This is a genomic window from Paenibacillus sp. JT22N12, from assembly GCF_056269365.1.
Genome location: NZ_JBWDNU010000007.1, coordinates 370,298 through 383,737, shown reverse-complemented (window position 1 = coordinate 383,737; position 13,440 = coordinate 370,298). Strand labels below are relative to the sequence as shown.

Here is a 13,440-nt window from a genome sequence, read left to right as displayed (position 1 = left end):
CACGCTTACCCTTCCGTTCCATTTAGTTATGCTGAGGTGAAATATCCGGTTTGTCTGGAGCTGCTTCCCTTCTGTCTGCGGCGGTATTCCATCGGCGACATGCCTTCAATCTGATGAAATGCCCGGGAAAAATGATGCTGGTTCTCAAAACCGACCATCCCGGCGATCTCTTTCATCGGATAGTTGGACAGCAGCAGCAAATCCCGGGCCCGCTGCAGGCGGATTTGCCGGACATATTTCATAGGCGATATCCCCAGTGTCGATTGAAACAATGTGCGGAGCTGCTCCTTGCTGAGGGAGACATACTGCGCCAGTTCATCCAGAGTCGGCGGCTCCTTCAGATGCTTCTCGACATAAGTGCAAACCTCGAATACGCGGTTATCATAAGCGATGGGCCGATCAGGCAGATGCTCCTGCAGAGCCTCGAACAGCTTGAGCGTCCATAGCGTACCGCCGGCCCGAATCCTCAGATGCTGGATGGTCTGGCTGGTATCCAGCATGAAGACGGGATAATCCCCGTCGCCGCCTCTTCCATCCTCATACCTGCGTTCCGTAGCTTTCAAGTCCTTTTTGTCGAATGGCTTCAAAAATTCTGCGTAATCCGCGGCGAGCTCCCGCCAAAGAGTGACCAAGCGGTCAAAATCCTCCTGGCGGATATCCGAGACCACACGGGGAAAGCGGTACAGCCTGATAAAATCAAAATAACCCACTTTGCCCTCGCAGGCAAGCGATAGATAATGGAACGGCTCCTCACCCTCAAGAGATATCCACGATTGATAGGTCTGTGGCGGAATGCTGACGATATCCCCTTGCCTGAGCGTATAACGGACCTGATCCAGCTCGATGACCGCAGCTCCGGAGAGGACGATCCATATCGCGGTATAAGGGAAAATAAACAAGTAAGTATGAGGCGTGGTTACGGTCCATTCCTTCATCCACCTCACATTGATGTTCAACTGATCCAATGAGCTCTGATTGCTGAATTCCATCAAATTGGTCATGTATACCACCCTTGTCTATACAGAAATCTGCATTTTTGAAACATTATTGACCATTTAGGATAAATACGGCGGAGAGGCTCCGTGCTATAATCTTAAACATTGGCAGGCGCAAATACAAGTAATTTAATAGGAATAGTAGACCTGTATTTCAGACCGGATAACCGAATGATGTGCTGCATAACATGAGACCAATAGAATCAGGGGGAAACCGAAGATGAAAAAAGCTTCACTGTTATCGCTCGCTCTACTGCTTATGCTCACCATGCTCGCGACGGCGTGCTCGAGCGGCTCCTCTAATGAACCCAATAATCAGGCAGACGCCGGTTCGGCCAATGAGCCACAAGAGGAGAAGGTTACGCTGAAATTCTGGTATCCGGGGACAGAGGATATCCTTACGACAGCTGTTAAGGACATTATTCAGAAGTTTGAAGACCAGAATCCCAATATTACGGTCGAGCTTACGTCCATTCCATGGGCCGATTATTTCCAGAAGCTGACCGTCTCCTATGCAGGCGGCCTGCAGCCGGATGTGCAGGGACTGGGCTTCGGTCAATTGATCTCTACCGTGAATCAAGGCAAATATCTGGATTTGAGCCCCTATATAGAAGCGGATAACTGGGAGGGAAAGGCGGACTTCTTCCCGGATATTCTGAAGGCGGGCCAATATGAGAACGGACAATACGGGCTGCTGATGCCGGAGATCCGTCCGCTGGCATACCGCAAGGACTTCTTCACCGAGGCGGGGCTTGATCCGAACAATCCGCCCAAGACCTTGGATGAAATCTTCGGGTATGCCGAAAAGCTGAAAAAGGTGGAGAACGGCAAAACGGTGCGCGGCGGAATTGATATCCAGACCAGCAACGGGGAGCAATCGTATCTCTCGCTGCTGCTGCTGCTGAGCGAGGACTTCTATGACGAGAAGGGCAATCCGACCTTCGACTCGCAGACTTCCATCGATCTGGTGCAGAGAATGGTCGATCTGTACAAGTCGGGCGCCATTATCCAGGCAAATCAGCAGCAGGTAACCGGAACGCCCTTCCAGAACAGCCAGGCAGCGCTTGCATTCATCTCCACTTCCGGCGCGGCAGCGCTCAAGCAATCGGTGGGCGCTGACAAAATCGGTTGGGTGCTCCCTCCGGCAGGCAAAGACGGCAAACAGACGGCTCTGATGCTGGGGACCTTTCTGACCGCGTCCCAGAAGTCCAAGCATCCCGAAGAAGCCTGGAAATTCATTAAATTCTGGTTCGACAAGTCGAATATCCTTGATTTCACCACCAAGACAGGTTATATTCCTCCGCTGCAGTCGATTAAGGAGGATTTTGTGAAGCTGGCTCCAGAGAATGAAATCTCCTTCGAAGCGCTTAATGATGCGCGTGGTTACGGAGCATCCGGCAGCTGGGCCATCAATGTGAAATATTTGCGGCTTGCGCTTGAGGAGTCCTACGCAGGAGTCAGACCGGTGGCGGAAGCATTGAAGGACAATGCGGCCAAGGCCAGAGAAGAGCTTGCAAGCGCCCAGTAGAGTGCAGCTCAAGCAAAATGGGGCTTCTCCCGCGGATCGCTCTTGCGGGAGAAGCCTTGATGTTCAAGGAGGAACCAAGGATGCAAAAGGGCTGGAACCGGATCGTTCCTTATTTTCTGATTTTGCCGAATGTGCTCATCTTTACTGTTTTCATCCTGGTGCCGGTCATTTGGGTATTGTATTTGAGCCTGACCGACTATACGATGCTGCAGGCTCCTGATTGGGTCGGGCTGAAGAATTACAGCCGTCTTCTGCATGACTCGATTTTTCACCGTGCGCTGATCAATACGGCCTGGTACTGGGTGGGCACAGTCGTTCCGGGTATGGCGATCGGTATGGTGCTGGCCAGTCTCCTGACGATGAAGCTCCGGGGACTTGCCGTGTTCCGGGCGCTTATTTATCTGCCTGGCGTCATATCTTCCGTCGCTGTCGCCATGACCTGGCTGTGGCTGCTGGATCCCCTTCAGGGACCGGTGAACCGGCTGCTGGATGTTGTCGGTATCGGCGGCCAGAATTGGCTGCAGGACCCGCATACATCACTCGGGTCTGTTATCGTGATCGGCATATGGACAGGGATGGGTTATGCGATGATCGTTTTTCTGGCCGGCATTCAAGGCATTCCCGAGACGCTGTATGAGGCGGCGGGTCTGGACGGCGCTTCGGGAATCAAGAAATTCTGGTTCATCACGCTGCCCTTATTGAAGCCGATGACGCTGTTTCTGTTCATTACGGCTACGATTCGTTCCTTCCAGGTGTTCGATCTCGTTTACATTTTGACCGGCGGGGGTCCGGCCAATTCAAGCACCACCATCGTGACCCAAATCGTCGGAGCCAGCTTCCAGGAATACCGTATGGGATACGCATCGGCCATGGCCGTTTTCCTGCTGGCGGCGACGCTTGCGATCACATTGATTCAATATGGGATCGGCAGCCGGAATCAGGCGGCGGAATAGGAGCGGATCATGAAACATACACGAATCGAACAAAGTCTGGCCTATCTGGTGCTTGTGATCTTCTGCGCCATGACCATACTGCCGCTGCTGATTACATTCTTCACCTCCATGAAGGGAGATGAGGAGTTCTCGCTTGGGGCCATGAAGCTGCTGCCTGCGGCCTGGCATCCGGGCAACTATATCCGCGCCATGCATATGGGAGACTGGATGACCTATTTCAAGAATACGGCGATTGTGACGGCCGTCACCGTAATCGGCAGTCTGATCTTCAATCTGCTGGCGGGCTTCACTTTCGCGCGGATAACATTCAAAGGAAACCAGCTGATCTTCCTGACGCTGCTGGTCGGAATGATGGTGCCTGCACAGGTGACGGTCATCCCCCAGTTCCTGATTATGAAATCGATCCCGTTCTTCGGCGGGAACGATTGGCTCGGCAGCGGCGGCAACGGCTGGCTGGACAGCTACTATGCGCTGATAGTGCCCGAGCTTGCCGGTGCCTTCGGTATTTTCATGGCCCGTCAATATTATCTGCAATTCCCAAGAGCGCTGGACGACGCGGCTTATATGGACGGATCCGGTTATCTGCGGCTGTTCTTCTCCATCTATCTGCCGCAGAGCGGGCCGCTGCTGGCATCGCTGGGGATTTTCAAGTTTGTGGCGGTGTGGAATGATTTCTTCCATCCGCTTATCTATACCAACAGCGAGTCCATGCGGACGATTCAGCTGGGATTGCAGGTGTTCCGCGGTGAGCATCAGGTGCATTATAATTTGCTGATGGCCGCATCACTGCTCGTTTCGCTGCCGATTATCGTCATGTTTTTCATCTTTCAGAAGCAATTTATCCGCAGTATGGTGGCATCAAGCGTGAAAGGATGATAATGAAATGAAAGCCATTATGGTCATGTTCGATACATTGAACCGGCATATGCTCTCTCCATACGGGGGCCCGGAATGGATTCAAACGCCGAATTTCAAGCGGCTGGCCGGGCGCACGGCCGTGTTCGACAACAGCTACGTCGGGAGCATGCCCTGCATGCCTGCGAGAAGGGAGCTGCACACCGGGCGGTATAATTTCCTGCACCGCAGCTGGGGACCGCTGGAGCCATTCGACGACTCTGCTATTGAGAGGCTTGGGGAGGCGGGCGTGTATACGCATTTGGTTACCGACCACCAGCATTATTGGGAGGACGGAGGCGGAACGTACCATTCAAGGTATGAATCCTTCGAGCTGATCCGCGGGCAGGAGGGCGACCCCTGGAAAGGCGAAGTGAAAGCTCCGGAAGGGCTGAACCTGGACAAGCTCCCTCCGCATGCCCGCAAAATGGTCCGGCATGACCGGATCAACCGCACATATATCCAGGAGCCGGAGGAGTTTCCACAAGCCCGGACGTTCGAGAAGGGACTTGCATTCATCCAGCGGAACCATCAGGAAGACCAGTGGTTCCTGCAGCTGGAGACCTTCGACCCGCATGAACCCTTTTACAGCCCGGAAGCGTTCAAAAAGCTCTATCCGCACGAGTATGCGGGCCGTCCCTTCGATTGGCCGCCGTACGGTCCTGTAACCGAATCGCTCGAGGAGGTCCGGCATATGCGTTATGAATACGCCTCGCTGCTGAGCATGTGCGATCATTATTTGGGCAAGGTGCTGGACTTGATGGATCAGCTGGACTTGTGGAAGGATACGCTGCTGATTGTCAATACCGACCATGGCTTCCTGCTCGGGGAGCATGATCAGTGGGCGAAGTGCGTGCAGCCCTTCTACAATGAAGTGGCCCACACTCCGCTGTTCATCTGGGACCCGCGCAGCGGGGTGCAGGGCGAGCGGAGGCAGAGTCTGGTACAGACGATTGATCTGCCCGCAACGCTGCTGGATTTCTTCGGCGCAGGGCTTCCTCCCGACATGCAGGGCAAGCCCCTGCGGCAGGCCATTGCTTCGGACGAGCCGGTCCGCGAAGCGGCATTGTTCGGGATTCACGGGGGGCATGTCAATGTGACAGATGGCCGTTATGTCTATATGCGTGCCGCGGATTCCGTGGAGAACGGGCTGCTCTACGACTATACGCTGATGCCGACCCATATGCGCAGCCGCTTCCATCCGGCAGAGCTGCAGAATTTGGAGCTCGCGGAGCCGTTCTCCTTCACCAAGGGCGTGAAGACCTTGCGCATTCCTGCACGGACCTATGGCAATCTCCATGCCTACGGGACGCTGCTTTATGATGTGCAGGCGGACCCGCAGCAGCGGGAACCGCTGGCGGATGCCGCCGTTGAGGCCAGAATGGTCGGCCTCCTGACGGAGTTGATGCGGGAGAATGAAGCACCTGCAGAGCAGTATGCGCGCCTGGGACTGCCTGCCCGAGGGTAGAGAATAGAGCTGGGATATTCGCATCGTCAACCTGTGATTTGGAATAAATGTAGAGGAAGCCATTTTGAGAAGGCCGTCTATTCAGGCCAGTTCCAAAATGGCTTTTTCTGAATAATGGAACGAAGAAGCCTGATAATTCTGTTCTTCTAATTCCGTTTGGCAGAAAGCCTGCCTCGTTATGTAATAAAGGTCCAGCCGTTCCTTTCTTTTTGGAACAGGGAAGAATATAGAAGGGAACTCTCCAACAGGTTGACAAAAGGGGCAGGGAGAGGTATATTATACGCAATTAAATTGTGAACAATTTAAAATAAGCTTTGTGGAGGGAACCATCATGTCCGTTTATGACTATACCGTTAAAACCGCAGCATCAGGAGAGAAAGCGCTATCGGATTATAAGGGAAAGGTTCTGCTCATTGTGAATACGGCAAGCGCTTGCGGACTTACACCGCAGTATAAAGGCCTTCAGCATATTTATGATACCTTCAAGGATGACGGCGTCGTCGTATTGGGCTTCCCGAGCAACCAGTTCAATGGCCAGGAGCCGGGCACGGACGAGGAAATTCAAAGCTTCTGCGAATTGAATTATCAAGTAACATTCCCTGTTTTCTCCAAGGTTGACGTGAAGGGCGAGAATGCGATTCCGCTGTACAAATATTTGGTGGATAACGCTCCGGCTCCTTATCACACAGGGGATATCGAATGGAACTTTGTGAAGTTTCTGGTGGACGCCGAGGGCAATGTGATCCGGCAGTACTCAGCGCGTACGGAGCCTGAAGCAATTGAAGGCGACATTAAAGAGCTGCTGGAAGCAAAATAATGCGATGAATGCCCAATAACCGTCCCGGCTTGGACAAGCCTGGATTCAGGAAGAACCCTTATATGAAAAGGGTTCTTTTTTGCCTTATAGAATGTATAAGTTTCACGCCCTATTTTTGTCAGACCTAGGGGAAGAAACGGGCTGCGCCGCTAAAGGACGGCGCAGCCGGTTTTTCTTGGTGCCCGTTTTCTGCGAATAGCAGCGGCACTTAATACAGGTCATCGCTCGACCATTCCCCCGGCAGCGGAGAGTCCGGAAGAATGGGCAGCTTCAATGCCTGCACAGCCTCCTGCAAATACTGCTTGGGGAACTCGAAAATGCCGGCATTACTGGCAGGAAGAGACAACGAATCGGGCTGCCCTTCGTCCAGACGCCCCAGTGTCTGCAGATCCCGGCTGTAGAAGGAAGCATCCCAGCGGATTTGCGACAGTACGCCAGCGACGACGGCCAGCGGAAAGCCGCTCGCTTCATGGACGAGCTGAGCGGCGCGCACCGGTTCGCGCCGGATGAACGTATGCGCTCTTAGATGAGCCTTGAGATAAGCGATCACGATATCCTCATTGCCGGCGACCCAGCCCCCATCCGCCATGAGCCCGGTCAAATAATCGCCGCCTATGCCCTCGGAGACGAGGGGAGTACCTGCTCCGATCGACTTGACCCAGCTCAGATAAGGCTCCCACAGCACGCTGGCTCCCACTTTGCCCCCAAGAAAGCCGCTTACGCATTCCTCCATCCCGCGGTGAATCACAGGCTCAGCCTGCAGTCCGAACGTATTCATCCACTCCTTCAGCCGATAGGAGGCGCTGGAGCTGCCAACCGTAGCGATGGGCAGTGATGACAGGTCATCCGGATGATGGATATTGCTTCCTGTCGGAACGACCAGGGAAATTCCGCCTCCGCTTCTGGTTTTGCCGTCAAAGGCCAGCACCTGGGGCTTGAAGCGGGGCAGGATTTGGCTGAGTGTACGGCTGGCAATAATCGGATAGTCGCCTACCGAAGCTATATTGACCCGGCCTGCGATGAGCTCTTCCACAAGCTCCATCCCGTTTGGCGCGTTGATCCAGTTAACCTGGTACGCCATCGACGGGCGGATCCGGCGGAGCTCCTCTTCGAAGAGGCCCAGCTGCTTCATAACCAAAGGGCTCCACAGCAGCGCCGCGCCGCTTTGGTAACCGATTGTAATGACTTGAGGCGAAGATACGCTCTCTGGAACATGCTGCTTCCCGGCAATGGCATGAAGCTTGACCCAGGCTTGCAATTTATCGGGATCGATCCATATTTCTTTGCCGATCTTAATATGAGGCAGCTGTTTGTCTTTACGCCAGCGGTCGATTGTCGCGCGGCTGACGCCCAGGATATCCATGGCTTCCCGGAGGCTCAACAGATTAAAGCGTTCACTTTGCATGCCGGACCGCCCTTTCCCATTCGCAACCCAATAAAACCGACTTTATTTATAGGAATTATAAGTTATATATAATAATAATCGATAAGAGCTTAAACTTCAATTGATAAATGGCTCCCGAGGGGGTCATTTTCCTCATTGCTCCTCATTGTTCATCATGTATCCTCAAGCTATTGACAGTCCGGCGCACAAGGTGATAACTTCGATGTTAATAAAGCTCAGTAATTAACTAGGAATTATGAGTTTTAAATTATCCGGAATCATAAAGGGGCATGAGACAAATGAACAAGAAGAACAGCCGTACAAGGCAAGGTGTGAAATGGATAGGGGCACTCGTCTTATCTTTATTCCTGTTGGCCCTGACCGCTTGCGGCTCCAACAATAACGCAGGCAGCAGCGAAGCCTCCGAGGGCGGGAAGGCGGGGGCCGACAAGGTCGTCCGCATCGGCTATCAGAAATATGCATCGGTCAATATCATGAAGGAGCGGGGCACTCTAGATGAGAAGCTGGGAGCGGTCGGCTACAAAGTCGAATGGACGGAATTCCCCGGCGGACCCCAGCTGCTGGAAGCGATTAATACCGGCAATATCGATGTGGGCCATACCGGGGAAGCGCCTCCTGTGTTTGCCCAGGCTGCGGGCACGCCTCTCGTCTATCTGGCTCATTCGCCGGCAAGTCCGAAAGCGGAGAGCATACTGGTGCCGGAGAATTCCCCCATCAAGACGGGCGCTGATCTGAAAGGCAAGAAAATAGCGCTCAACAAAGGCTCGAATGTGCATTACCTGCTCGTCAAATATCTGGAGAAGGAAGGCCTCTCCTACGATGATGTTGAAGTGGTATTCCTGCCTCCCGCCGATGCGAGGGCGGCATTCGAAAGCGGCAATGTAGACGCCTGGGTGATCTGGGAGCCTTTCTACTCAGCGGCGCAGCTTGCGACCAAAGCGCGTGTGCTCGCAGATGGCGAAGGCCTGGTCAAAAATTACGAGTTCTATCTGGCATCCCGCACCTTCGCGGAATCCAATAAAGAAGCCATCGATACGATACTTGATCAAATAACGGAGACGGACAAATGGGCTGTCGACAATCTCCCTGAGGTTGCGAAGCTGTTATCCCCGGCGCTGGGCGTGGATGTGCCTTCCCTGGAGCAGGCCTTATCGCACCGTACCTTCGGGGTGGAGCTGATGACGGATGAGAACATTGCGGAACAGCAGGCTATCGCGGATGCTTTCCTCAAGCTGGAATTGATCCCGAGCGCCATTGATGTAAGTGAAGCGGTAATCAAGTAAGACGCTACTTCACATACCCTGCAAAGCGGATGGAGGAGAAAGATATGGAAGTATTCTGGTTTATCCCCCTTCACGGGGACGGCCGTTACCTGGGAACCTCGGAGGGTGCGCGTTCGGTTGATTACGATTATATCCGGCAAATCGCGCAGGCTGTGGACCGCCTTGGCTACCATGGCGTTCTGCTGCCTACCGGCAAAGCCTGCGAGGATTCCTGGATCGCCGCATCGTCGCTGTTCCCGGTGACCCGCAGATTGAAATTTCTGGTCGCGATCCGTCCGGGCCTGATGCAGCCGTCGGCCGCGGCAAGAATGGCCTCAACCTTTGACCGGCTGTCGGGCGGCCGGCTGCTGGTCAACGTGGTCACCGGAGGCGATCCCGTTGAATTGGCCGGGGACGGCATTTTCCTTTCCCATGATGAACGTTACGGTCTAACGGATGAATTTATGACAATCTGGCGGGGTTTGATGCAGGGGGATAAGGTAACCTATCAAGGCAAACATTTGCGCGCGGAGACGGGGGAAGTGTTATTCCCGGCGCTTCAGAAGCCGTATCCACCCGTATATTTCGGGGGCTCCTCGCCTGCCGCGCAGCAAATCGCCACCGATCATGTCGATTGCTATTTGACCTGGGGCGAGCCGCCTTCCGAAGTAGCCGACAAGATTGCTCAGGTCCGCAAGCTGGCGGAAGCCAAGGGCAGAAAGATCAAATTCGGCATCAGGCTTCACGTCATTGTGCGGGAGACCGAGGAGGAAGCATGGGCTGCAGCTGATCGTCTGATTCGCCATGTGGATGATGCAACCATAGCCGAGGCGCAGAAGGTGCTGGCGCGTTATGATTCGGTCGGGCAGCAAAGAATGGCCCAGCTGCATAAGGGGGACAGATCCTCCCTGGTGATTTCGCCGAATCTATGGGCAGGCATCGGACTTGTACGGGGAGGAGCGGGGACCGCGCTGGTCGGCGATCCGGCCACCGTTGCCCAGCGGATGAAGGAATACGCGGAGCTCGGCATTGAAACCTTCATTATGTCCGGTTATCCGCATCTGGAGGAGGCTTACCTGACGGCAGAGCTGCTGTTTCCGCTGCTGCCGCTCAGCGGGCACGCCGAAGACAACCAGACAGCGATTCCGGCCCAGGGCGAGCTTGTGGCGTATAACGTTCGCCCTGCCAAATCCGGCAGCGGGTCGTAACCTGGAGGGAGGAGCATCAGGGTCATGTTGAATAAATTACTCCGCAGCCGCGTTACACCTGCTATTGTTCCTGTATTGATTGTTATCGTTTGGCAGCTTCTTGGCGAATTCGGGCTGATCTCCGTCCGGACGCTGCCGACTCCGCTGAAGGTGGCGGAGGCAGGCTGGACGCTCGCGAAGTCCGGCGATCTGCTGCAGTATATCGGCAGCAGCACCCGGCGGGCTTTTATCGGATTTATTATCGGGGGCGGAATCGGTTTCGTGCTGGGCATGCTCAACGGGCTGTCCTGGGTTGCGAACCGGCTGCTGGACAGCAGTATGCAGATGATCCGCAACGTGCCTCATCTGGCGCTCATTCCCCTTGTTATCCTGTGGTTCGGCATTGGCGAGACGGCCAAGATCTTCCTGGTCGTGCTGGGCGTATTCTTCCCGATCTATATGAATACCCTGCATGGCATCCGCTCGGTGGACCCCGGGCTGATTGAGATGGCCAAGGTCTACGGGCTGCGGGGCTTCGCGCTGTACCGGCATGTGATTCTGCCCGGCGCCATTTCCTCCATTCTGGTGGGAGTCCGTTATGCGCTGGGCTTCATGTGGCTTACGCTCATTGTTGCGGAGACGATTTCCGCCAACTCCGGGATCGGTTATATGGCGATGAACGCAAGAGAATTCATGCGGCTTGATATTGTCGTATTGGCGATTATTATCTATGCCCTGCTGGGGAAATTATCCGACACGGCGGCAAGGCTGCTGGAGCAGCAATTATTGAAGTGGCATCCGAACTATGCCAAGCGCTGAGGAAAGGAGTGGAGCTTGTGACGAACGGTAAAGAAACAGAATCCCGGCTCCTCGTGGTCGGCGCCTCCAAGACATTCGGCGAGAAGGAAGTGCTGCGGGGAGTCGATCTGGACATCCCGGCCGGGCAGTTCATCGCGATAGTCGGACGCAGCGGCTGCGGGAAGAGCACGCTGCTGCGGCTGATCGCGGGTCTGGAGCAGGCGACGCAAGGCGAGCTTTCCTTCGACGGAACGGAGATCGCGGGAATCCGCGAAGATACAAGGATGCTTTTCCAGGATGCCCGCCTGCTGCCGTGGAAGCGTGCCGTTGACAACGTCCGGGTTGGCGTCAAGTCGGGCGACAAGGAGAAGGCGCTGGAAGCGCTGGAGCAGGTGGGGCTGAAGGACCGCGCCAATGAGTGGCCCGGCGTGCTGTCGGGCGGCCAGCGCCAGCGTGTGGCGTTAGCCAGAGCCCTGGTGGGGTCGCCCCGGCTGCTGCTTCTGGATGAGCCATTGGGAGCGCTTGATGCTCTTACGCGGATTGATATGCAGCAATTAATCGAGGAGCTGTGGGTGGTTCAGCGGTTTACAGCCGTTCTCGTCACCCATGATGTCAGCGAAGCCGTTGCGATGGCGGACCGCGTCATTCTGATTGAGAATGGACGCATTGCGCTGGATGTTCTTATCACGCTTGACCGGCCGAGGGAGCGGGACAGCGGCTTCGCCCATTTTGAGAAGCTGATCCTGGACCGGATCCTGGAGCGCAGCGAGCTGGAGCTCAGGAAGAAGGAATCCTACTCCATCTGACCCTATATAAAACTCCTGCCGAAGGCGCACATCGGCAGGAGTCCGGTTACCCGATCCATTAGCGAAAACAGGGGATGGCATCGAAAGAGACGGATTGTTTGTTCGTCCTCGGAAAGATTGGTCCTCTAAAACAGGCTGCAGCCTCACAAAAAACCTGCTTACAGCATCCAATCCGGGATTGGATGCTGCAGGCAGGTTTTTTTGTGGAGACATCCGACTGGATGCCCGAACGCACAGGCAGCAGCGCCGCGCTGTTATTTGAGATTAACGGCTCCGGCCAGCAGCTGATAGGATTTCAACCTTGCTTCATGATCATAAATTTGGGAGGCTACGATGCACTCATCAGCGCCGGTTTCCTCCAGATAGGCGGGAAGCCGTTTCCGTATCGTGTCCTGGTCCCCGACAATGGCGTAGCTCAGCTGCTTCTGCACGAGTGCCCGCTCATGCTCATGCCAGAGATCCTCCATGCTGTCCACAGGGGGGCTTAAACGGGCCGTGCGCCCGCGGATGAGGTTAAGAAACTGCTGCTGCTGCGAGGTCGCAAGCCTGTCGGCTTCCTTGACCGTATCCGCGGCAACGACATTCAGGCCGATCATGACGTATGGCTTGTCCAGCGCTTCCGATGGCTGGAAGTTGCTGCGGTACAGCTCAATGGCCGGAAGCAGATATTCCGGCGCAAAATGGCTGGCAAACGCAAATGGCAGACCAAGCTGGCCGGCCAGCTGCGCGCTGAAGCCGCTGGAGCCCAGAAGCCAGATCGGAATATCCAAACCTTCACCGGGAACGGCCCGTACAGACATATTGGCCCCGGCTGGGGGCTTCAGATAAGCCTGCAGCTCACTTAACAGCTCAGGGAAATCCTGTCCGCCGCTGCCCAGACCACGCCGCAGAGCGCGGGCTGCCGCCTGGTCGGAACCCGGCGCTCTGCCAAGACCCAGATCAATACGGCCCGGATACAGGGATTCCAGCGTCCCGAACTGCTCGGCAATGACCAGAGGGGCATGGTTGGGCAGCATGATGCCGCCGGAGCCCACGCGGATGGTCCTTGTTCCGCCGGCAACATGACCAATAATGACAGAGGTAGCGGAGCTTGCAATGCCCGGCATGTTGTGATGCTCGGCAAGCCAGTAGCGGTGGTATCCCCATTCCTCGGCATGGCGGGCCAGATCAAGGGTATTGCGGAAGGAATCTGCCGGTGTGTTGCCTGCGATGACCGGGGCCAGATCCAGTACGGATAGCCGGATATTTATCTTTTGTTCACTCATTTGTTCATATCCTCCTCTAACGGTTTACTTCGGATTCGTCGAGCCGTTTCTTCCTGGACATA

The 13,440-nt window shown here is 55.1% G+C and carries 12 protein-coding genes; 9 read left to right on the top strand and 3 right to left on the bottom strand.

From position 1 onward, the window contains the following. Positions 1-26: 26 nt before the first annotated feature. Positions 27-1,001 (bottom strand): helix-turn-helix domain-containing protein, encoded by a 975-nt coding sequence (locus AC0YOA_RS25085; RefSeq protein WP_475788952.1) that lies wholly within the window; start codon positions 999-1,001, stop codon positions 27-29. Positions 1,002-1,215: 214 nt separating this feature from the next. On the opposite strand from AC0YOA_RS25085, the gene AC0YOA_RS25080 reads away from it, so the two are divergent. The 5 genes from AC0YOA_RS25080 to AC0YOA_RS25060 all read left to right on the top strand — a co-directional run bounded on the left by AC0YOA_RS25080 (position 1,216) and on the right by AC0YOA_RS25060 (position 6,655). Then, positions 1,216-2,523 (top strand): extracellular solute-binding protein, encoded by a 1,308-nt coding sequence (locus AC0YOA_RS25080; protein ID WP_475788951.1) that lies wholly within the window; start codon positions 1,216-1,218, stop codon positions 2,521-2,523. An 80-nt stretch (positions 2,524-2,603) separates the two neighbouring features. Next, a complete protein-coding gene (locus AC0YOA_RS25075; RefSeq protein WP_475788950.1) occupies positions 2,604-3,476 on the top strand; it encodes a carbohydrate ABC transporter permease in 873 nt (290 codons plus the stop codon). 9 nt (positions 3,477-3,485) lie between these two features. After that, on the top strand, positions 3,486-4,352 hold the full coding sequence (locus AC0YOA_RS25070) for a carbohydrate ABC transporter permease (RefSeq protein ID WP_475788949.1): 867 nt from the start codon (positions 3,486-3,488) through the stop codon (positions 4,350-4,352). A gap of 7 nt (positions 4,353-4,359) precedes the next feature. Then, positions 4,360-5,838: a sulfatase gene (locus tag AC0YOA_RS25065; RefSeq protein ID WP_475788948.1), complete on the top strand. Its 1,479-nt coding sequence runs from the start codon at positions 4,360-4,362 to the stop codon at positions 5,836-5,838. Between the two features lie 331 nt (positions 5,839-6,169). Beyond that, positions 6,170-6,655 (top strand): glutathione peroxidase, encoded by a 486-nt coding sequence (locus tag AC0YOA_RS25060; protein ID WP_210039230.1) that lies wholly within the window; start codon positions 6,170-6,172, stop codon positions 6,653-6,655. A gap of 208 nt (positions 6,656-6,863) precedes the next feature. Here the strand turns inward: AC0YOA_RS25060 and AC0YOA_RS25055 are convergent, their stop codons facing one another. Continuing rightward, positions 6,864-8,060 carry a helix-turn-helix domain-containing protein gene (locus AC0YOA_RS25055; protein WP_475788947.1) on the bottom strand — a complete coding sequence of 399 codons (1,197 nt, stop codon included), beginning with the start codon at positions 8,058-8,060 and terminating at the stop codon, positions 6,864-6,866. Between the two features lie 278 nt (positions 8,061-8,338). Between AC0YOA_RS25055 and AC0YOA_RS25050 the strand changes: the two genes are divergently transcribed. From AC0YOA_RS25050 to AC0YOA_RS25035, 4 genes are read left to right on the top strand one after another with little or no spacing between them, the layout of a single operon-like run. Further along, the gene (locus tag AC0YOA_RS25050) at positions 8,339-9,343 is read left to right on the top strand and encodes a sulfonate ABC transporter substrate-binding protein (RefSeq protein ID WP_475788946.1); all 1,005 of its coding nucleotides are present in this window, start codon (positions 8,339-8,341) and stop codon (positions 9,341-9,343) included. A 44-nt stretch (positions 9,344-9,387) separates the two neighbouring features. After that, complete coding sequence (gene ssuD / locus AC0YOA_RS25045) at positions 9,388-10,530, top strand: FMNH2-dependent alkanesulfonate monooxygenase (RefSeq protein ID WP_475788945.1); 1,143 nt, start codon at positions 9,388-9,390, stop codon at positions 10,528-10,530. A gap of 24 nt (positions 10,531-10,554) precedes the next feature. Beyond that, positions 10,555-11,328, top strand: a complete 774-nt coding sequence (gene ssuC / locus AC0YOA_RS25040; protein WP_475788944.1) for an aliphatic sulfonate ABC transporter permease SsuC — start codon at positions 10,555-10,557, stop codon at positions 11,326-11,328. A gap of 17 nt (positions 11,329-11,345) precedes the next feature. Beyond that, positions 11,346-12,113, top strand: coding sequence for an ATP-binding cassette domain-containing protein (locus AC0YOA_RS25035; protein ID WP_475788943.1), 768 nt, complete (start codon positions 11,346-11,348; stop codon positions 12,111-12,113). A gap of 254 nt (positions 12,114-12,367) precedes the next feature. Here AC0YOA_RS25035 and AC0YOA_RS25030 read toward each other — a convergent pair whose 3' ends face one another. Then, positions 12,368-13,378, bottom strand: a complete 1,011-nt coding sequence (locus tag AC0YOA_RS25030; protein WP_475788942.1) for an LLM class flavin-dependent oxidoreductase — start codon at positions 13,376-13,378, stop codon at positions 12,368-12,370. Between the last annotated feature and the right edge of the window lie 62 nt (positions 13,379-13,440).